Genomic DNA, 19,428 nt, shown 5'->3' on the forward strand with positions numbered 1-19,428 from the left:
TCCACCAGGCGGAAGGTCGTCATCCTTGCTCCCAACGTTGACATTGACCAGCGCGTCGAGAGGCGAGAGTGTCGCATCTCTAACTGGCCCAACTGTCGCATTACTAAATAGCCACTACAAACTTTGATCAGATAAGATAGATTATGGAACTATCCGATGTGCCCAAATACCGGTTTATGGGCGTGTTGTCCCCACTCTTAGCTTGACCGGGCCGGCCCCGGCTGCTTAGTCATTCGCGACGAAACCCTCGTTTTTCAAGGCCCGATGCGATGAGCGAATTGCGCGTTCTTTCAGATGCTTTCATTCCAGAACTGCCAAACCGCTACAATGGCAAAGTGCGCGAAAACTATGATCTGCCTGGAGGCGAACGCATCATCATCGCGACCGACCGGTTGAGCGCCTTCGACATCATTCTGACCTCGATTCCGCATAAGGGTCATGTGCTGACGCAGACGGCGCGCTACTGGTTCGAAGAAACCGCCGACATCTGCCCGAACCATGTGATCAGCTATCCCGACCCGAATGTCGTAATCGGCAAGCGACTCGACATCCTGCCGGTCGAAATCGTCGTGCGCGGCTATCTCGCTGGCACCACCAGCACGTCGATCCTGACGAAATATCGCAACGGCGAGCGCGACATGTACGGCATCCGTTTGCCCGACGGTCTGCGCGACAATCAAAAGCTTCCTCAAGCGATCATCACGCCGACCAGCAAGGCTTTCGACGGCGGCCATGACGAACCGCTTTCGGCCGACGAAATTCTCGAGCAAGGCCTCCTGACGCAGCAGCAGCTCGATACCGTTTGGAGCTATGCGCTGGCGCTATTTGCACGCGGCCAGGCGCGCGCCGCCGAACGCGGCCTTATCCTCGTCGATACGAAGTACGAGTTCGGCACCGACAAGGATGGCACCATCATCCTTGCCGATGAGATCCACACGCCCGACAGTAGCCGCTACTGGATCGCCGACAGCTACCAGCAGAGCTTCGAAAACGGCGAACGGCCGAAAAGCTTCGACAAGGATTTCGTGCGCGCATGGGTCACCGAACGCTGCGACCCCTACAAGGACCCAGTCCCGGAGATCCCGAGGGAACTCGTCGAGCAGACCTCGGTCGTCTACATCGAAGCCTATGAGAAGATCACCGGGCGGACGTTCGTTCCGAACCTTTCGGGTGCCACCGTTCTGGAGCGCATCCGCAAGAACCTAGCCCCCTATTTCACGAAATAGATCAGAATATTCGATATTTCGAACAATATGAAATTCAGGCGTCGCCGAGCACGGGGACGTCGACCTCGAACTCGAGCCGCATCAGGTCGTAAGCCGGCTCGACATGGTCGGGTGTTTCGCCCTGGACAGTGTCGTAGTCGAGCGGCACATGCATGTGAGTGAGCACGGCTCTTTTCGGGCGCAGCCGTTCGATCCAGCCGAGAGATTGCACCAGCGACAGATGGCTCGGGTGAAACTTGTACTGCAGCGTATCGAGCACCAGAAGATCGAGACCATCAAGTTTGCCGATCGTTTCCGGCGGAAAGTCGCTGACATCGCTGCAATAGGCGAAATCGCCGACGCGAAATCCGAGTGAATGAATATTGCCGTGAAACTGCATCAAGGGCTGGAATGTGATCGGACCGCCTGCCCCTGCAATGACCACTGGCGACAGATCGTCGGCGATTATGTGCCCATCGACGATCGGCGGATAACCGCTTCCGGGTGGCGATTCCAGGCAGTAATGAAACCCTTCGCGAATCCGGCCCATCGTGAAGGCATCGGCCCAGATCGGCACGCGCTTCCTGTTTTCAATCACAAAGCCGCGCAAGTCGTCTATGCCATGCAGATGATCCGCATGCGCATGCGTGAAGAGCACAGCGTCGATGTGGTGGACATTTGCGGCCACCATCTGCGCGCGAAAGTCTGGGCCTGTGTCGATGACCACGGTCGTCTTGCCGCCATCCGGCGCGATCTGTTCCACCAGCAAGGCGGCGCGCATGCGGCGGTTCTTCGGATTTTCGGGATCGCAGGCGCCCCAATCACCGGTAATACGCGGCACGCCAGGCGACGAACCACAGCCGAGAATGGTGAAAGCGCGCCTGAATGCCACGTCAGAGCCTCGGCATCTTGGAGAAGATACGCAAGGCATTTTCGGTGGTGAGCGATGCGATCTCGTCCTTCGTAACCCCGATCGTGTCGGCTAGAACTTCCGCCGTGTGCGCCACATAGGCGGGCTCGTTGCGCTTGCCGCGGAATGGCTTGGGCGCAAGATAGGGCGCGTCCGTCTCGACGATCATCCGATCATGCGGAACCGCCTTGGCGATCTCGCGTAGCTCCTCCGATTTCGGAAACGTCAGAATGCCGGAGAAGGAAACGTAGCCACCGAGCTCGACGCCGACGCGCGCCAGTTCCGGACCCGACGAAAAGCAATGCAGAAGGAAGGGGAAGGCCCCTCTCCCCGTCTCCTCGGTCAGGATCGCAGCCATGTCCTCATCGGCCGAGCGGCTGTGAATGACAAGCGGCAAACCGGTTTGGCGCGCGGCAGCGATGTGCCGGCGCAGGCCTTCAGCCTGAGCGTCGCGCGGTGCGTTGTCGTAGAAGTAGTCGAGACCCGCCTCGCCGATCGCCACCACCTTCGGGTGCGCCGAAAGCCGGATGAGATCGTCTACGGTGATATCCAGCTCTTCATCCGCATTGTGCGGATGCGTACCGACGGAACAGAAAACGTTCGGATAGGCCTCGGCGATCGCAAGGATCGTGTCGAACCGCTTCACGCGGGTGGAGATCGTGATCATCTGGCCGACGCCGGCCGCACGCGCACGCTCGATGATGGCGTCGCGCTCGGCCTCGAAGTCGGGGAAATCCAGATGGCAATGCGTATCGATAAGCATGCTGATCGTGCCTTATTGCGCTTCCGGCGCGACGTAACGCGGGAAGACCGGCTTCGGGGCTTCCAGTGGCGTTCCAGAGACGAGGCGGCCCGCCTCGCCGAGTGCGGCAAAGTCGCGCTTGTCGGCCGGTGCGGCCACCAGGTCGAGCAGCTTTCCTGACGATTCCGGCATGAAGGGCTGCAGCAGGATGGCGATCTGGCGCACGACTTCTGCAGTAACATAAAGAACGGTTGCCATGCGTGCCGGATCGGTCTTTTTCAGCGCCCAGGGCTCCTGACCGGCGAAATAACGATCGGTTTCCGAAACGACCGCGATGATCGCGGCAAGAGCGCGGTGGATCATCTGCTTGCCCATTTCGTCGCGCGTGATCTCATGCAGCGCGTCGGCAGCAGCCAGCATCGCCTTGTCTTCATCGGTCAGCGCGCCGCAGACCGGAATCTGGCCGTCACAGTTCTTGACGATCATCGACAGCGAACGGCTCGCCAGATTGCCGATACCGTTGGCAAGATCGGAGTTGATGCGGGTTGCGATCCCCTCCTCGCTGTAGCTTCCGTCCTGGCCGAAGGAAACCTCGCGCAGGAAGAAGTAGCGGATCTGGTCGAGACCGAAATGCTCGACAAGATTGAACGGATCGACGACGTTGCCGAGCGACTTCGACATCTTCTCACCCTTGTTGAGCAGGAAGCCGTGGGCGAAGACGCGCTTGGGCAGCGGCAGGCCGGCCGACATCAGGAAGGCGGGCCAATAGACCGCGTGGAAACGGATGATGTCCTTGCCGATGATGTGGATGTTCGCCGGCCAGAATTTCGCGCGCGGGCCCTGCGGATTGTCGAGATAGCCAGTTGCGGTGAGGTAGTTGGTGAGCGCGTCCACCCAGACATACATGACGTGGCCAGGATCGTTAGGCACCTTGATGCCCCAATCGAAGGTGGTGCGCGAAACCGACAGGTCCTTGAGGCCGGACTTCACGAAGGAGATCACCTCGTTGCGGCGCTCGGCCGGGCCAATGAAATCAGGGGTCTCCTCGTAGTGCTTCAGCAGCTTTTCCTGATACTCCGACAGCTTGAAGAAGTAGCTCTGCTCCTCCACCCATTCGACGGGCGTGCCCTGCGGACCGTAACGCACGCCGTCGGCGCGAAGCTCGGTTTCGTTCTCCTGGTAGTAGGCTTCGTCGCGCACGGAATACCAGCCGGCATAGGAATCCTTGTAGAGGTCGCCCGCCTCGCCCATGCGGCTCCAGATGTCCTGCGACGCCTCGTGGTGGCGCTTCTCGGTGGTGCGGATGAAGTCGTCGTTGGATGCGTTCAGAAGCACCGCCATCTTCTGGAATTCCGAGGAATTCCGGTCGGCAAGTTCCTGCGGCGTCACGCCTTCGCGGCGCGCCGTCTGCTGCATCTTCTGCCCGTGTTCGTCCGTGCCTGTCAGGAAGAATACGTCCCGTCCGTCCAGGCGCTGGTAGCGCGCCATCGCATCCGTGGCGATCAACTCATAGGCGTGGCCGATATGCGGCTTGCCGTTCGGGTAGGAAATCGCGGTGGTGATGTAAAAGGGGGACGTGTCTCTCATAGGCGGATTCAATCTATCTCGGATAAAGCTACCGACGCTCTTAGCGCATACGCCGCGAGGAAGGAACCGGGAGATAGGAGAAAAGCCCGAACCGGAAGCCTTGGTCGACATCCCTGCCCGCTTGTGTCGGAACGAAGGAAATAATAGAACAAAACAGAAACTGACTCAAAGGAACCGCCATGTTGCGCCGGCTTGGACATCAATTTGAAATGGCATCGGCCCGCTATGCAGAAGACAATGGCATCGAGCGGGATGCGGACTGGTTCATACTCAAGATGCAGGAGGAAATCGGCGAACTGACCCAAGCCTGGAACGAGCGCACCGGCCGCGGCAGGCGGCATGGAAAATCAGAAGGCGAATTGCAGATCGATATGGCGGACGAAGCTGCGGACCTGCTGGGTCACGTGCTGCTTTTCGCCCACCATCACGATCTGGATCTCGTCGCGGCAATCAAGCGCAAATGGAAGTTTCAGGTCGAGCTATAGCGCTGCCTTGACGTCGTCCAGCAGCGAAAGAATGGTTTGCTTGCGATCGAGATTATAGGCGTCGCTGACCGTGAGGCGTTCCCCAGTCGTGGCCGAAAGCCGGGCGAAACGCTCGGCGCGCATGATATCTCCGGCAACGGCCGCATCGCGGGCTTCCCGCATGAGCCGACCTGTCAGCAGCGACGTGAAGAAATCGAAGATCGTTTCGCTGTCCTTTGCCGAAAGAACGTCCGCAAGCTTATGGATGTCCTTGCGGATCGCCGGCCCCTGCCCTGCAAGGATCGCCTCGAACGTCGCGGCGATCTCCAGGCCGCCGTAATTGATGAGCTTCAGCGCCTCCGCGACGCTGCCATTGGCAGCGGCCAGAACGCGGTCGGCATTTTCGCTCTCAGGATCGAAGCCGAGATGATCGAGCGCCTGGCGCAATGCCGGCGGCTCCAACGGCTTCAGCCGCAGCGGCAGGCAGCGCGAACGGATCGTCGGCAGCAGCTTACCAGGCGCATGGGTCAGCACCAGGAACAGCGACCGGCGCGGCGGTTCCTCGAGAATTTTCAGGATGGCGTTGGCCGCGTTCCGGTTGAGATCGTCGGCCGGATCGATGATGACGATGCGCCAGTTGCCGGTACCGGATGTCTGCGAGAAAAACTTGCCGGCCCGTCGGACCTCGTCGACAGTGATCGCCCCCTTGACCCTGCCCGTCTTCTCGTCGACCGGCCGTGTCAGGTGCAGAAGATTGTGCGATGCGCCGGAGGCCAGTTGCCGCCCGACGATCGATGCGGGGTCGGGATCCTGCAGGCTTTCGGGCGCGCTCGCCGGATCCGGGTGATTGAGGATGTGGCTGGCGAAGCGAAACGCAAGTGTAGCCTTACCGATACCCTCCGGCCCTTCGATGAGAATGGCGTGGTGTCCCTTGCCCGATCGGTAGCTCTGCGCCAGAAACGCTTCAGCCTGCTCGTGGCCAAACAACCGGCTGTTCTTCACCGGCGCGATTGCCCCCTCAAGCACCCCTGGCGCTTCCGTCGTCATGGTGTGGATCCCGCGTTCGAAGGCGCGGGCACGTCGGCGTTGGCAAGCAAGCTCTCGACGAGCCCGAGCACCTCCGCAGCTATCGCCTCGGCAGACTGCGTCGCGTCGATGACACGGCACCTGTCCGGATTCGTGTTTGCGATATCGAGGAAAGCCTCGCGCCGCTTTTCATGCGTCTCCAACTCCTCCTTCTCGAAACGATCCGGGCTTTCGTCTCCGGCGCGGCGTTGGGCGCGCTCCAGACCGATAGTCGCCGGCAGATCGAAAATCACCGTCCGGTCCGGAACGACGCCGTTGACGGCAACCCGCTCCAGCGTCTCGACGAAGGCCGGCTCCAGATTGCCGGTGATACCCTGGTATACGCGCGACGAATCCATGAATCGGTCGCAGAGCACGATGGTTCCCTTGGCCAGCGCCGGCCGAATGACCTCTTCGACATGGTCGCTGCGCGCCGCAGCAAACAGGATCGCCTCCATTCGTACACCGAACGCTTCGGCCGCTCCCGAAAGTAGCACATGGCGCACCGCTTCGGCCCCGACCGATCCACCCGGCTCACGTGTCGTCAGCACCTCATGGCCGAGCGCCCGCAGAGAATCGGCGAGCAGGCGCAACTGGGTCGATTTGCCGGCCCCTTCCCCGCCCTCGAATGTTACAAACAGACCTTTTGCCAGCGGCACAGTGCTTTCCTATATCGGCATGCGATTTGGCCCTGTTTAGCCGATTGGTCCAGCCGATGAAACCGTTAGCACCGGTTTTGTTACAGCCAGAAGAAGAGCAGTTCCTGCAGGGCGTCGAGCGCTCGGCTCGCCAGAGTGCCTTGGCCCACCGCCCCGGCCGTCTTGACCGGAACCTCGCGCAGCAACCGCTCGCCGTTCCAAAGCCGCACCAAGCCGACCACGGCTCCAGCCTCTACCGGTGCGCGCAGCGGCCATTTGTAGACGACACGGGCCGTCAGGCGCTCCGGGTTGTTGACCGGCAACAGCACATCGACCGGGCCGCCGGCCACGAGCGCCACATGGGAGGTTGCCCCGCCATAAACGCTGGCCTCGCCGATCACTTCGCCGTCGGCAAAGATCCGTCGCTTTTCGAATGCCGTCATCGCCCAGTCGAGCACCTTGCGGCTCTCCTCGATGCGCTCCTTATCCGTCTCCAGCCCGCCCATCGCGAGATAGACGCGGCGATCGCCACGCTGCATCGATGCCGCCAGCGAAAAGCCGTAGCCCTCCGCAAACCCCGTGGCGAGGCCGTCAACGCCGACATTGGCCGCGATCAACGGGTTCTTGTTGCGTTGAAGGATCTTGTTCCACTCGAATTCAGGCTGAGAGTAGAGCCGATAGAGATCAGCGTGCGCCTCGTGCAAATGACGGGTCAACGTCACCAGTTCACTCATGGTGATCCGGTTTTGCGGATCAGGCAGCCCAGTGGCATTGCGGAACGTGGCGATCGGCATGCCGAGCTCGCGGGCCCGCGCGGTCATCTTGTCGGCAAAGGCAGCTTCGCTGCCAGCCATACCCTCGCCGAGGATGATGCAGGCATCGTTGGCAAGCTGAACCGCCACCCCCTGCAGCAAATCGGCCACGCGGATGCGTGACTTCAGCGCCGCAAACATCGTCGAGGTGCCGGACGGCGCACCGCCGGTGCGCCATGCGTGTTCGGAAACGTCGAAGACCGTCTCGGCCGAAAGCTCGCCCTTGGCGATCGCCTCGGCGACCACCTCCATCGTCATCAATTTGGCAAGCGAGGCGGGCGGAACCGGCTCGTTCTCGGCGCGGGAAAACAGGACGGTGCCGGTTTCGGCATCCACCAGCAGGATCTGCTTCGCCTTGGTGTCGAACGCCACCGGCTGTGTCTGGGCCGCCGCAGCACCCGCGAGCAACGCCGCACAGCAGAACGCGACCGAAAGCATCTTCAAGCGCATGGGAAACTCCGGTTTCCCATTGGGCATAGCAGCGTCGTCAGAATGGCACAACGCCCGGGATTACCGGATCGACCCGGATCTGCCTTGGCGCTTGGCATGGGCAACGATGGATTCGGGTGTAAGCGGATTGGTCTCGACCATGATCGCTTCAAACGGCGATTCCGCATCGCTTACCCGCACTTCCACGTAGGCGGCCGCATAGGCCATGTTGCCGTCTGGCACCGGAATGTATTCCGGCCGCTCGCGCGGTATCGGCCCGATGTCCGGCAGCATGACGAACTCGTTCAGCGACTGCGGCGCAGCAAACTGCGGGACAGGCGCAGCAAGGGCCGTCACCGGGCCACCGGTATCAAGCGATGACTTTGATGGAATGGTCAGCGTTCCCAACTGGTTGCGCATCGGCTCATTCGAGGCAACCATCACGCCGGTCGCGATCTGGCCTTCCGGCATGACGCCGGGGCTGCGATCGCCCTTGGTGACATAGGATGCCATCAGATATGGCATATCGTTGCCTTCGAGCGGTGCGCGGCCGACATATTGCACACGAACTTTGGCGCTGCCCTTCTGCTTGATATCGAGCAGATCTGCTGTTTTCGACGACACGTCGATGATACGGCCGTACTCATAAGGACCGCGATCGTTCACGCGAACGATGACCGATGTGCCGTTTTCCGTATTGGTAACGCGCGCATAGCTCGGCAACGGGAATGTCGGATGGGCCGCCGAAAGATGGAGCTTGTCATAGACTTCGCCATTGGCGGTTAAGCGACCGTGGAAAGCCGAGCCGTACCAGGACGCGACACCTGTTTTGTTGTAGCCGAAATCTTCCTTCGGCTGATACCACTTGCCCTTGACCTGATAGGCCTTGCCGACTTGGAATCGGCCGCCGCCCTTCGGGATATTCTTGCCGGTGGCGACACGGGGGCTTGCCTTCACGCCGTAAACCGACTCGGCGAAGTATTCCTTGCTTCTCGGCTTGCTCTTCTTGATACTGGACGTGGATCCGCAAGCCGCAAGCGTTGCGCAAAGCACGGGAACCGCCGCAAGGTGCAGTCCCTTGATCAAATATGCCGCATTTTTACTGGATGTCATCTGTCCCACAACATCATTCGAACAAGCCGTACTCGAAACCTTCCACTCTTGCCCCCAGCGGAAATCTCGGCGTCCCGAAACGGAACAGTCGAGTAATCATGACAGCAACAAGGCAAAATTGCGAACCGGCGAATGGCCAGCCGCCCGAAATCTCCAGTTATGGTTTACGAATGGTTATGGCGACGAAGTGAGCAGCGGATCCGCTGAGAAAATCTTGCAGCCCGCGCATGTTAAATCTTGCAAAGCGGCAAGGCTTCGCGCAATAACGCCCTGCCCGGAGGAGTGGCCGAGCGGTTTAAGGCACCGGTCTTGAAAACCGGCGTGCGTGAAAGCGTACCGTGGGTTCGAATCCCACCTCCTCCGCCATCGACTGCCTCATTTTTCTCCACCCGTTACTGAGTTGCACCGCCAAACAGGTGTTCCGACCGCGGCCGCATACCAGTTTTGCGGGCAACGCCCGCCATCGCAGCAACACTGGCGCGTGCAATTGCCAACCTGCAGCCAGGTCCGCTTGCCATCCCGGATGATTTGAGGGAGAATCCGATTCCGGCCCCTCGAGGCCTGGCCAATCTCCCACAACTGGAGAAAACCATGCCTCTTAAATATCTGATGACAGCCGCTTTTCTCGCTGTTCTGACGCTTTCCGGATGTGCAAGCACCGGCGATGCGAACACAACCTATGCGCAATGGCAGGGGCCATTGCCCGTGCCCGATCCGTCTGCCGCAAGTCCGGGCGGTTTCCGTCTCAGCTACTGAGTTTCATGACAGCAGCGCGCATCCAATACGACAGGCCAATGGCGCGGTAGCGCGTTAGACCTGCTGCATGATTTCCCCCTGTAGCAATCGGCTCCGAACGGAGCCCGTGCACGCGGTCGCTCTGCACTCCATAATGCTTGGGGATGTAACTTGCGGTTCGCGCAAGACCCTTCAAACATTTGCTCTCGCTGGCTTCAAAGCTGCGAAGCGCACCTGCTGGTCTGCTAGCCGAAAAAGGCAAGGACTGCCGTTGTCCGACGCGGTGCCACATGCAAATCGCCTTGCATCCAATCGCAGGCATTGACTCCCATTTCATTAGGGAGGCTTGATGTATTGGTCATCCAAAAGTCAAGGAACTGAGCGATGCCCACTTTCATCATCGAGCGCGACGTGCCAGGCGCTGACAAGCTCAGTCAGGACGACCTCTGTGCACTGTCGGCGAAATCCAATGCTGTCGTCGCCGATCTCGGCGTGCCGTACACATGGATCACGAGCTATGTCGCCGGCGACAAGCTCTATTGCGTCCACGAGGCACCGAGCGCCGACGTCATTCGCGAACACGCCGAACGCGGCGGGTTTCCGGCCAACAGGATAACGGAAGTCGCCGCCGTGATCGGGCCTTCGACAGCATCTCAAGGGCGCGGCAAATAGCCGAAGCGGTGTTATAATCACCGCGGGCGGAACATCGGCGTCATGACACGCCCGAACCGCCCGCCTGGGCCAATGCTCCCCGCGCGCCGTCATTGACTTCCGGCGGCATCAATGCAGGCTAGTCTGCCGGTCATTCGGCGCCCATGAGGGTTCCCCGGCACACCTTTTCAAGGAGACGATCATGGCAAAGGGTCAAGTGCGAAGTAACCGCGAGGTTAGAAAACCCAAGAAGGACAAGGCCGTCAAAGCCGCCGTTACGACAGAAGGCTCACAGGTGAAGCTGGCAGGCAGCAGCTTTTCGCTCGGCAAGAAAGACAAGAAATAGGACAACCGCCTCTAACCTCGCGAACCAAATAGTCGGGAGAGTTTTGTCAGTGACCAATTGGACTGGGGGTGCACGTCTCCGCACACCCTGCGTGACTGGTCGCTGCAATGCCAGAAACCCCAGCACGCTTGCACGTCGCGCGCGCCCCTGAAATGCAAAGATCATTGCGGGCGGCGGCACTGGCCAATCGCTTCCCATGTCTGCTGCCAGGCCTGATCGGCCGGCGACACGCCGCATGTGGTAGGCGTCGGAAGATCGAAAACGCCGACACGCACCCTGTTCATGCAAATCTTTGTGCCTTCCCTGCCACACCGTGAGCAGCCGTCATCACCTTTGGCAAAGAACTGTTGAACACGGCACAGTGCCCGGCATGCTTGCTGGACTTTGGAACGAAAGCGCGGTTCACATCGTTAACCAAACTATCGGCACCACCTCTGATCTAGCGGACGTTCACCGTGCTTGCAGCATTGCTTATCGCCTCGATTATCGCATCGCCTAACATCGCCCTCAGCGCTGCTACGGTCGACGACCTGCAAGCCGATTTCGAAACCGCCGTGCCCTGCCAGCAGATCGATGGCCGGAACGTTTGGAAGGGAACGATCGCCTACTATATCCAGTCCTTCGTCTATCAAGGCGACACGCCCGTAGCGACCGACGCGGCGGACGCCGTCCTGCCGGAGGACAACTCGGCTGAGACCGTCAAGGAGTTCGAAGACGCCTGTTCCGCCACGCAGCCGGCTTGAACCACTCTCTCCTTCGCGACGCTCGCCCAGCAATCGCTCAATGCCAGTCTATTTCCACTTCGCTCCATCGACGGTGGCGCAACCGAGCGGCGTTGCGAGAGGTAAGCTTGAGCCGGTCACAACCCCAAAGATTGATCGGCCCCGGCATTGCCGCATTCAACGCGATGCCGACTTCGTCGAACGGACTCTCCCTGTTGTCCACATATTGATACCAGCGGAACCCAAGGACCGCGGTCGCCGGCACAACGATCGTCAGCAGGATTCGAACCAGCTTCTTCATTGCACCCTCATTGCGTAAACGGAACGAGGCATATCGGCGCCTTGCGGCACGCGCAGCGTCTAGTTGGCCGATGCGCGCACGCTTGATCCCACATTCACGGAATTTTAGGCACTTGCGGAACACATATGGAACAGATAGTGTCTGTTCTTGATTTGTTTCACGCTTCTGGAGCGACTTGCCATGCTGACCCGCAAGCAACAGGAATTGCTTCTTTTCATCCACGAACGAATGAAGGAATCGGGTGTGCCGCCGTCTTTCGACGAGATGAAGGATGCACTCGACCTGGCTTCAAAGTCGGGCATTCACCGGCTTATTACGGCGCTGGAGGAACGCGGTTTCATACGCCGTCTTCCCAACCGCGCCAGAGCGCTCGAGGTCATCAAGCTGCCGGAAGCCTATGCAGCAAGCGCCCAACCCCGTCGCGGGTTTTCCCCGAGCGTCATCGAGGGCAGCCTCGGGAAGCCGCCGGCCCCTGCCCCCGCCGCGAAAGCGCCGCCGGTTGCTGACAACAGCTCCGTGTCGGTTCCGGTTATGGGACGCATTGCCGCCGGCGTTCCGATCTCGGCGATACAGAACAACACTCACGACATCTCCGTTCCGCTCGATATGATCGGCAGCGGCGAGCACTATGCCCTTGAAGTGAAGGGCGATTCGATGATCGAGGCCGGCATCTTCGATGGCGATACGGTGATCATCCGCAATGCCACCTCGGCCAATCCCGGCGACATCATCGTCGCGCTCGTCGATGATGAGGAAGCAACGCTGAAGCGCTTCCGGCGCAAGGGCGCGTCGATTGCGCTCGAGGCGGCCAATCCGGCCTACGAGACGCGTATTTTCGGCCCCGACCGCGTCAAGATTCAGGGCAAGCTCGTTGGCTTGATCCGCCGCTACCACTAAGCCTTGCTCAAGCCAGCTGCCTTCGTGCTGGCCTGCCTTCCTCTTCCTTGAACGTCTCGCCACCTTGGGGTAGCGAGACGGGCATCTCCAACTCGTGCGGCTTGCACGCTCGAAAAATGTTACTGGTGAATCGAGTACTCGCCCAGTTCGCAGAGGTCCTGCGTGTCTTCAGTCGTGTCGAGACCGGAGCCTTCTTCGAATTCAAAGCGCATGTCGTATTTGCAGACATCACGTCCGTCGGCGATGGTGATTTCCATGCTTTCGCCCGGATTGAGTACCTGCCGCCCGAAGACGTCGTCCTCCCACTGATCAACACCGACCGGCGACGTGTAGAAGTTCGTCAGAACCGCTTCCGTCTTGTTCTTCAGCTGAAAGACGAGATCCTCAGCGCTTGCGGTGGCCGTCGACGCGGCAAGAACGGCAAGAGCAGTCAGGGCGATCTTACATTTCATTTTATGTCATCTCCTCCATCGTCGGTTTTGTTTGACACTACCTGTACGGGTCGTGCCGCCGGAATATTCATTCCCGAACCCGTCTAGAGACAATATTCCTTGCACTGACAATACCAGCCGAGTCACCATTTCGGGGTGTGTCCTTGGCAGGCCATGCAGGTTGACGCCTGTTCGCGCGCACGGCAACGCGGATGGGCCACGACCGACTTATGGCGCGGCTTATCTTCAAACCCATGCTCGCAGTAAGCAGGGGCTGGCGGGTGTCATCGCTCGCCGCATCACCCCACCCCACCCCACTATCTCCACCGTGTGCGGCGCAGTCGTCTGCGTAAGGTAGATTTAACCCAGCAATCAGTTCCCAGGGAGTGGACGCCGGGCCAATGGGGCCATCGTCGCACAGGCATCGGCAATCGGTCGGCGACTAGCTTTGCCGGGCAAGATGCCGAGCGCGCACGCCTCGCCACGGCGGCGGGGCCGCCCGCTTTAGTTGGGACGGAATCGGCAAGCAATTGCTGGCGGTCGAGGATAACGAAGCAGGAGGAACGGGGAACAAATTCCCACATATAGAAAAAGCGTGGCAGGTGCTGCAATTGAGCACCCTGAATTACAACGCAAAATCAAATAATTAGGTGTGGCTTTGGAGGCCTCGCCCGGAATTGAACCGGGGTACAAGGATTTGCAGTCCTCTGCGTCACCACTCCGCCACGAGGCCTCACCGACTGAGATTATCAAGTCGTGGCGAGCGTTTAGAATGAATATAGACAGAGTGCAAGAGGGTTCATTCTGAATGCGATCCTTTTTTCATTCTGAACAAGCGTTTCCATTCCGTTCTGTGGATTGCGGCTGCATGCCCCAGCCCTACCCTCTTTTTCGAGAAGAACGGATATGATCATTCGAGTCCCGGTCCTCCCCCGCGGAACGACAAGGCAGTTGACCGGCGCCGTCTGCGAACACGGCGCGCAGAGTCGGACGAATAGACATCCTGGGCCGTCCGGTGCCAGCTTCGCACGCAGCGCCGCCGCTCAGACTTTCACACCTCATGAAGATTCGACGTGTTTGGCTGCCGCCCGATGACGGCAACATTTTCTCACTGGACGTTTTTCCGGCGCATCGCCGACAGGTTTTGAGCCGCAGCGCCGGATCGCGCCTTCACGGCCGCGGAAGCGCTTTCGCAAGGATCTAGCACCACGGCGTTGACCGTCCCTTCCAGGGGCGAACCAGGCCTTCCGAGACGAGAATGTTACCGAGCGAACGGCCGTCGCGCATCACCACACGCAGCTTCTCGCTGGTCTTGTCGTCGTCCCTGCCGATCGCTTCGATCAGCCTGAAATCTCCAGAGTTCAACAGTTCACGCAATCGCTGCTTGGCGTAAAAGCCGCGTGCGCGCTCGCCATCGCAACTTGCCTGCTTGATTCGCGGGGCGTCGATATCGGCGACGCGGATCGCTTCACCTTGATAGCGGAACGTGGCACCGTCGATGACGCAGTTGTCGTTGCGGATACCGCAGAAATAGAACTGATTCGCCTTGGCCTGGAGAGCTGCTGGCTGCGCGACAGGGCGCTCAATCGGTGTTGGCGCTGCCAACCCGACGTTGACTGCGGGTATCGGTCCGTCGACAGGCTTCGTCTTGTGTGCGGCCGGCGGCACGGCGGCACGAACCTGTGCCTTCGGCCGATCTTCCGCTCTGGATGTCGATGTAGACTTGGGTGCCGATGCGAACACACCCGAAACGCCCGGCAGATCCGGCAATTGTCCGCGGTGGTCATAGGCAACGACGCCACCGACTGTCAGCACAGCGGCGAGATACCACGGCAGCATGCCGCCTTGCTTTTTTGTCCGGCTGCCGCGGCGACGCCCGCGGCGTGTCGTGGTCTTACCCATTCCACCCCATCCTTGATCCGGCCGGCATTATGCTGCCGATCCGTTGCCGAATGGTTTTCACCGACAGCCCGAAAGCGGGAGTTTGAGTGCACGACCTTTGGGATGGCGCAACGGAGTACGGCGGCCCACGAGCTTTTCACTCCGAAAGTGCTACGCGCAGATCGTCGCCGCAAAGCGCGGCAACGTTCAAGAGCGTATCGGCAACAAAGGCAAACTGCCCGCCAAGCAAACCCCACGACCATGAACCGGTGTGGACGAGCCGATAGGCCAGACTTGCCCTCCCTCGCCCGGACAGGTCTGCATCCCTGTGGTGCGACGCCACATTGACGTGGGCGGCCATCACAAAAGAATCATTACTTGTTCGAGGCGTCCGTCCCGTTGCGGCGGCGCGCCCACCACACGGCGAACCTGCGCCGGAGGCGGCGAACCGACGGAATATCATGCGACAGGACAAGCAGCCCCAAAGGCACCATCCAGAAGCCGAGCACCGGCAGGAAGCCGAGAAAGCCGCCGAATACCAAAAGCCCACCGACTAGCATGCGCAGCAGCGGTGATTCCGGCAGGGTAAGGCGCCATTTGCCCAACACGATCTGCCGAGTATGCGGGTCTATGCCGAAATGCGTCTGTTTTCTGTTTTTATTCATCATTCCCGATCCGGCTGCGTTTCCCACAATTGGGGGCTTCTCCACAGGCTCGCAACAAAACTTGTCACTTTTTTTGAAAAAACCGCTTGGCAAATCGGAAAAGCATTTGTATTAGCAGCCTCACTTCTGCAGGACACGCCGCGCAGATGATCCCTGGTAGCTCAGCGGTAGAGCATTCGACTGTTAATCGACAGGTCGCCGGTTCGAATCCGGCCCGGGGAGCCAGTTTCTAAAAGAGCCATTCGCGGTAACGCCCGAATGGCTCTTTTTCATTTTGCGGCCATGGTACCAACGACGCCTGCCTGTTCCTCCGCCATTGTTTCCGGGAATGTCAGGAGCGCCAATTCGACAGCGCCGATTCTGATCTGGTTTCGTCGAGATCTACGCCTTCACGACAATCAGGATGATCGCCGCTTCCTTCCTGATCAAGGACCTGCTCGTCGACTGGCGGCGCGGAGAAGCCTGGTCCGCGACACGTTGGTGGATGCAGACCCAGCCTCGAACGCCGCCAGCTGGCAGTGGACGGCAGGATCAGGCGCCGATGCCTCGCTATTTTTCCGCAACTTCAACCCCATGCTTCAGGGCGAGAAGTTCGATCCGGAGGGGCTGTACGTGAAGCGCTTCGTTCCGGAATTGGCCGAGCTTGAAGCCCGCTATACCCACCGGCCGTTCTCGGCCCCTTCTGCCGCACTTTCTGCGGCCGGCATCGCGCTTGGGATGACCTACCCCACCCCCATCATCGAACGCGCCTTTGCGCGCGACCGCGCGCTGGCCACGTTTCAAGAAATCAGAAACGCCACCTAAAGATCGCCACAATCGCACCGCCGCCGGTACAAATCCGTGGTTGGCCTCTTGCCGGATTATCGCTAGGCTCACGTTACGGATGCAACGATTGCCGGGGGGTGGTTTATGCATGATACAGAAGCCTGCTTTGCCGATTTCGACAACGCCGAGCTCCTTTCGACTGAAAACTTCTCACAGGTGCTGAAGGACTTTCCGCTCAAGGCCCAATTGGTCCTGCGCGGCCTCGTTCATCTCGAGGCCGGCGCGCTGGCGCTTGTGCTGCCCAGTGGCCGCCGGCTGCTGGTCAAGGGAAAGGTGCCGGGGCCGTGCGCCGCCGTGACGCTGAACAACTGGAATCTTCCGCACCGGGCAATCACCGGCGGCACCATCGGCGCCGCGGAAAGCTATATCGATGGCGATTGGGACAGCCCTGATGTCGGGGCGTTTCTCGAGCTTTTCCTTGTCAACGCAGACATCGGCAATAGATTCCCGAACCGGGCGGCCGGCCTGATGCGGCTGGTTGAGAAGTTCCTCCACTGGCGCAATGCCAACACCAGGACGGGTGCCCAGCGCAACATTTCGGCCCATTACGATCTCGGTAACGCCTTCTACCGTGAGTGGCTCGACCCGAGCATGACCTATTCGTCGGCGCTTTACGCAAGCGGCGCCAACGATCTGCAGTCGGCCCAGACCGCCAAGTATCGAGCACTGGCCGAGGCAACGAATCTGCGGCCCGGCGACCACGTGCTTGAAATCGGCTGCGGCTGGGGCGGTTTTGCAGAATTTGCAGCGACCGAGATCGGCTGCAAGGTCACGGGCCTGACCATCAGTCGCGAGCAACTCGCCTTTGCCCGCGAACGCATACACAGGGCTGGCATCGCAGACCGCGTCGAGCTGAAGTTCCAGGACTATCGCGAAGAGAAAGGTCTTTACGACCGAATCGTCTCGATCGAGATGTTCGAGGCGGTCGGCGAAAAATTCTGGTCGACCTACTTCTCGCAGTTGAAGCGCTGCCTGAAGCCCGGCGGCAAGGCCGGCCTGCAGATCATCACCATCAAGCCGGAAGCTTATGAGGAATACCGGTCCAATCCGGACTTCATCCAGAAGTACGTTTTCCCCGGCGGCATGCTGCCGACGCGCGAGCACCTGGTCGATCTCGGGCGCAACGTCGGTCTGCGCATGATCAACGATTTCGGCTTCGGTGGCGACTACGCCCGCACGCTCGGCGAATGGCGGCAGCGCTTCTGGTCGGTGTGGAGCAAGCTCGAGCCACTGGGCTTCGATCTGCGCTTCAAGCGCCTTTGGGAATTCTACTTCTACTACTGCGAAGCAGGCTTCCGCGCCCGCAACATCGATGTCCGCCAGATCGTCTTCGAGTGAGCGGACGCGCCGGCAGGCTTTACCGATCGCCCGACAACGCCTATGAGGCAACCGATCCAGATCTCTTCTTGAAGGTTCCTCATGCGCCTCGCATGGTTTTTCCTGGCGCTCGCCATCGCGACTGAAGTGGCGGGCCTGACGGCGATGAAGGCCGCGTCTGCCAATGGCTCCTACATCGGTCACGTGGCGATGTACGTCTCCATCGCGCTTTCCTACGTCTTCCTGGCAAAGGCCGTGAAGACCATTTCCGTCGGTGTGGCCTATGCCATCTGGGAGGGATCCGGGGTCGCGATCATCACGCTTGTTTCGGTGTTCGTGTTTGGCCAAGTGCTGACCGGCCGGGAAATGCTGGGCCTGTCGATGGCGGTGGCCGGCATCCTGCTTGTCAATGCGGGCGAACACCGCGAAGAGGAAGCTACAGCCTCCGAGGGCATCGTCGATGAGCGCGCCTAGCCTTTACTTCGTCTTTGCCGTCATTGCCGGCATCCTCGACGTCGCGGCCAATCTCGCCTCGACCAAATCGAATGGCTTTGCGCGCCGCGGCTGGGGCGCGCTTTCGATCGTTCTTGTGCTTGCCGCTTTCGCCTTCCTCGCAGAAGCGGTCAAGGGCATGGAACTTGCCATCGCCTATGCCGTTCTCGGCGCAACCGGGATTTTCGGGACGGCCATCTGCGGCCGACTGCTTTTCGGCCAAAAACTCAAGCCGATCGGCTGGGTCGGCCTCGCCTTGATCTTCGGCGCAGTTCTGGTGCTTCACACGGCCTGATGTGGCCGCCCCTTGGCGCTGGCGTGCTTCGTCGTCGCTATTGGCGGCGCCGCGCTTTGACGGCTCAGCCGGTCAACCAGCGCGAAGTAGACACCGTAAGGCAACAGCCGTGATATCTTTGCCATGGTCGTGGATCGTTTCGGGAAGCTGATTTCGAAATGTTTCGACTTCAGGCCCTCGATGATGTGCTCGGCAGCCTCGTCAGCGCTGATCGCGCCGGATCTTGGAAGTCCAGGACGGGGCGAGCCGATCGTGTCGACTAGGCCAGGGTTGATCAGTTGCAGGCGAATGCCGATCCGCTCCAGATCGGACTTCAGGCTCTCCGCCAGATTGATGAGCGCCGCCTTCGTGGCGCCGTAGGCGGCGTTGCCGGGCAGCCCGCCATATCCGGCAGCCCCCGACACGATGGCGATGTGGCCATGCCCCCTGGCCTTCATATGCGCCACAGCCGGCAACAGACAATTGACGACACCGTTCACATTGACCGCAAAGCTACGCTCAAATGCCTCGCGATGCAGGTCGTCGCCTCTCACGGGGATCGTCACGCCCGCCGTGAACACGGCGAGAGACAGGTCGCCATGTTCATATTCGATCGATGCGAGCACACGGTCCATGTCCTGCGGGTCGGTGACATCACCGTCGAGAACGATGATGCGGCCGTCGGCGGCGGCTTCGTGTTGCAGGGCCACCAGTTTGTCGTGATTCCTGGAGGTGACGACCACCGAATAGCCGCCCCGAACCAATCGCAACGCCAGCGCTCTGCCCATTCCCGAACTCGCGCCCGTTACCCATGCCAACCCGTGCTCGGAATTTGTCCTGTGCATACTCATTGCCCATACCTCGGCACGCACCCGCGCGGTGCACGCTCAACTCAAGGGGCCAAGGAATGACATGCCCGGCCCAGA

22 protein-coding genes, 3 tRNA genes and 1 pseudogene are annotated in these 19,428 nt (G+C 60.2%); 13 read left to right on the forward strand and 13 right to left on the reverse strand.

Annotation, left to right across the window (positions count from 1 at the left end; translation table 11 throughout):
* Positions 1-278 precede the first annotated feature (278 nt).
* The gene (locus BC360_RS24740) at positions 279-1,226 is read left to right on the forward strand and encodes a phosphoribosylaminoimidazolesuccinocarboxamide synthase (protein WP_065797416.1); all 948 of its coding nucleotides are present in this window, start codon (positions 279-281) and stop codon (positions 1,224-1,226) included.
* A gap of 34 nt (positions 1,227-1,260) precedes the next feature.
* Here the strand turns inward: BC360_RS24740 and BC360_RS24745 are convergent, their stop codons facing one another.
* Genes BC360_RS24745 through metG form a run of 3 tightly spaced genes read right to left on the reverse strand, consistent with a single transcriptional unit; the run spans position 1,261 to position 4,444 of the window.
* Positions 1,261-2,097 (reverse strand): MBL fold metallo-hydrolase, encoded by an 837-nt coding sequence (locus BC360_RS24745; RefSeq protein ID WP_083222723.1) that lies wholly within the window; start codon positions 2,095-2,097, stop codon positions 1,261-1,263.
* Position 2,098: 1 nt separating this feature from the next.
* Positions 2,099-2,878: a TatD family hydrolase gene (locus tag BC360_RS24750; RefSeq protein ID WP_065797238.1), complete on the reverse strand. Its 780-nt coding sequence runs from the start codon at positions 2,876-2,878 to the stop codon at positions 2,099-2,101.
* A gap of 12 nt (positions 2,879-2,890) precedes the next feature.
* Positions 2,891-4,444, reverse strand: a complete 1,554-nt coding sequence (gene metG, locus BC360_RS24755; RefSeq protein WP_065797239.1) for a methionine--tRNA ligase — start codon at positions 4,442-4,444, stop codon at positions 2,891-2,893.
* A 179-nt stretch (positions 4,445-4,623) separates the two neighbouring features.
* Between metG and BC360_RS24760 the strand changes: the two genes are divergently transcribed.
* A complete protein-coding gene (locus tag BC360_RS24760; RefSeq protein WP_065797240.1) occupies positions 4,624-4,929 on the forward strand; it encodes a pyrophosphatase in 306 nt (101 codons plus the stop codon).
* Here the strand turns inward: BC360_RS24760 and BC360_RS24765 are convergent.
* From BC360_RS24765 to BC360_RS24780, 4 genes are all read right to left on the reverse strand, one after another.
* Positions 4,924-5,955, reverse strand: a complete 1,032-nt coding sequence (locus BC360_RS24765; protein ID WP_065797241.1) for a DNA polymerase III subunit delta' — start codon at positions 5,953-5,955, stop codon at positions 4,924-4,926. The genes BC360_RS24760 and BC360_RS24765 overlap by 6 nt on opposite strands.
* Positions 5,952-6,632: a dTMP kinase gene (tmk, locus tag BC360_RS24770; protein ID WP_065781440.1), complete on the reverse strand. Its 681-nt coding sequence runs from the start codon at positions 6,630-6,632 to the stop codon at positions 5,952-5,954. The genes BC360_RS24765 and tmk overlap by 4 nt, the downstream gene beginning before the upstream one ends.
* A gap of 80 nt (positions 6,633-6,712) precedes the next feature.
* Positions 6,713-7,873, reverse strand: coding sequence for a D-alanyl-D-alanine carboxypeptidase family protein (locus tag BC360_RS24775; RefSeq protein WP_065781441.1), 1,161 nt, complete (start codon positions 7,871-7,873; stop codon positions 6,713-6,715).
* 60 nt (positions 7,874-7,933) lie between these two features.
* Complete coding sequence (locus tag BC360_RS24780) at positions 7,934-8,965, reverse strand: septal ring lytic transglycosylase RlpA family protein (RefSeq protein ID WP_065797242.1); 1,032 nt, start codon at positions 8,963-8,965, stop codon at positions 7,934-7,936.
* A 276-nt stretch (positions 8,966-9,241) separates the two neighbouring features.
* On the opposite strand from BC360_RS24780, the gene BC360_RS24785 reads away from it, so the two are divergent.
* The 5 genes from BC360_RS24785 (at position 9,242) to BC360_RS24795 (ending at position 11,440) form a co-directional block, all read left to right on the forward strand.
* Positions 9,242-9,331, forward strand: a tRNA-Ser gene (locus tag BC360_RS24785).
* Positions 9,332-9,556: 225 nt separating this feature from the next.
* Positions 9,557-9,721: a hypothetical protein gene (locus BC360_RS32440; protein WP_167590858.1), complete on the forward strand. Its 165-nt coding sequence runs from the start codon at positions 9,557-9,559 to the stop codon at positions 9,719-9,721.
* 363 nt (positions 9,722-10,084) lie between these two features.
* The gene (locus BC360_RS24790) at positions 10,085-10,372 is read left to right on the forward strand and encodes a DUF4242 domain-containing protein (protein WP_065781443.1); all 288 of its coding nucleotides are present in this window, start codon (positions 10,085-10,087) and stop codon (positions 10,370-10,372) included.
* 181 nt (positions 10,373-10,553) lie between these two features.
* Positions 10,554-10,697, forward strand: a complete 144-nt coding sequence (locus BC360_RS32445; RefSeq protein WP_167590859.1) for a hypothetical protein — start codon at positions 10,554-10,556, stop codon at positions 10,695-10,697.
* Between the two features lie 455 nt (positions 10,698-11,152).
* Positions 11,153-11,440: a hypothetical protein gene (locus BC360_RS24795; RefSeq protein ID WP_065781444.1), complete on the forward strand. Its 288-nt coding sequence runs from the start codon at positions 11,153-11,155 to the stop codon at positions 11,438-11,440.
* A gap of 37 nt (positions 11,441-11,477) precedes the next feature.
* Here BC360_RS24795 and BC360_RS24800 read toward each other — a convergent pair whose 3' ends face one another.
* Positions 11,478-11,720 carry a hypothetical protein gene (locus BC360_RS24800; RefSeq protein ID WP_244512894.1) on the reverse strand — a complete coding sequence of 81 codons (243 nt, stop codon included), beginning with the start codon at positions 11,718-11,720 and terminating at the stop codon, positions 11,478-11,480.
* A gap of 180 nt (positions 11,721-11,900) precedes the next feature.
* Between BC360_RS24800 and lexA the strand changes: the two genes are divergently transcribed.
* The gene (gene lexA, locus BC360_RS24805; protein ID WP_065781445.1) at positions 11,901-12,617 is read left to right on the forward strand and encodes a transcriptional repressor LexA; all 717 of its coding nucleotides are present in this window, start codon (positions 11,901-11,903) and stop codon (positions 12,615-12,617) included.
* A gap of 119 nt (positions 12,618-12,736) precedes the next feature.
* On the opposite strand, the gene BC360_RS24810 is transcribed toward lexA, so the two are convergent.
* The 4 genes from BC360_RS24810 to BC360_RS24825 all read right to left on the reverse strand — a co-directional run bounded on the left by BC360_RS24810 (position 12,737) and on the right by BC360_RS24825 (position 15,597).
* A complete protein-coding gene (locus BC360_RS24810) occupies positions 12,737-13,069 on the reverse strand; it encodes a hypothetical protein (protein WP_053247415.1) in 333 nt (110 codons plus the stop codon).
* Between the two features lie 638 nt (positions 13,070-13,707).
* Positions 13,708-13,781 (reverse strand) — tRNA-Cys (locus BC360_RS24815).
* A gap of 467 nt (positions 13,782-14,248) precedes the next feature.
* On the reverse strand, positions 14,249-14,950 hold the full coding sequence (locus BC360_RS24820) for a thermonuclease family protein (RefSeq protein WP_065797243.1): 702 nt from the start codon (positions 14,948-14,950) through the stop codon (positions 14,249-14,251).
* Between the two features lie 353 nt (positions 14,951-15,303).
* Complete coding sequence (locus tag BC360_RS24825; RefSeq protein WP_413813770.1) at positions 15,304-15,597, reverse strand: hypothetical protein; 294 nt, start codon at positions 15,595-15,597, stop codon at positions 15,304-15,306.
* A gap of 147 nt (positions 15,598-15,744) precedes the next feature.
* On the opposite strand from BC360_RS24825, the gene BC360_RS24830 reads away from it, so the two are divergent.
* The 5 genes and pseudogenes from BC360_RS24830 to BC360_RS24850 all read left to right on the forward strand — a co-directional run bounded on the left by BC360_RS24830 (position 15,745) and on the right by BC360_RS24850 (position 18,523).
* Positions 15,745-15,819 (forward strand) — tRNA-Asn (locus BC360_RS24830).
* A gap of 172 nt (positions 15,820-15,991) precedes the next feature.
* Positions 15,992-16,398, forward strand: a pseudogene (locus BC360_RS24835) (FAD-binding domain-containing protein); the annotation flags it as partial.
* A gap of 105 nt (positions 16,399-16,503) precedes the next feature.
* Positions 16,504-17,757 (forward strand): SAM-dependent methyltransferase, encoded by a 1,254-nt coding sequence (locus BC360_RS24840; protein WP_065797245.1) that lies wholly within the window; start codon positions 16,504-16,506, stop codon positions 17,755-17,757.
* Between the two features lie 81 nt (positions 17,758-17,838).
* On the forward strand, positions 17,839-18,210 hold the full coding sequence (locus BC360_RS24845; RefSeq protein WP_065781449.1) for an SMR family transporter: 372 nt from the start codon (positions 17,839-17,841) through the stop codon (positions 18,208-18,210).
* On the forward strand, positions 18,197-18,523 hold the full coding sequence (locus tag BC360_RS24850; protein ID WP_065781450.1) for an SMR family transporter: 327 nt from the start codon (positions 18,197-18,199) through the stop codon (positions 18,521-18,523). Before BC360_RS24845 ends, BC360_RS24850 begins: the two co-directional genes overlap by 14 nt.
* On the opposite strand, the gene BC360_RS24855 is transcribed toward BC360_RS24850, so the two are convergent.
* Positions 18,511-19,353 carry an SDR family NAD(P)-dependent oxidoreductase gene (locus tag BC360_RS24855; protein ID WP_065797246.1) on the reverse strand — a complete coding sequence of 281 codons (843 nt, stop codon included), beginning with the start codon at positions 19,351-19,353 and terminating at the stop codon, positions 18,511-18,513. The two genes, BC360_RS24850 and BC360_RS24855, sit on opposite strands and share 13 nt — an antisense overlap.
* Positions 19,354-19,428 lie beyond the last annotated feature (75 nt).

The organism is Ensifer sp. LC163 (assembly GCF_001695855.1).
Classification (GTDB): domain Bacteria; phylum Pseudomonadota; class Alphaproteobacteria; order Rhizobiales; family Rhizobiaceae; genus Ensifer.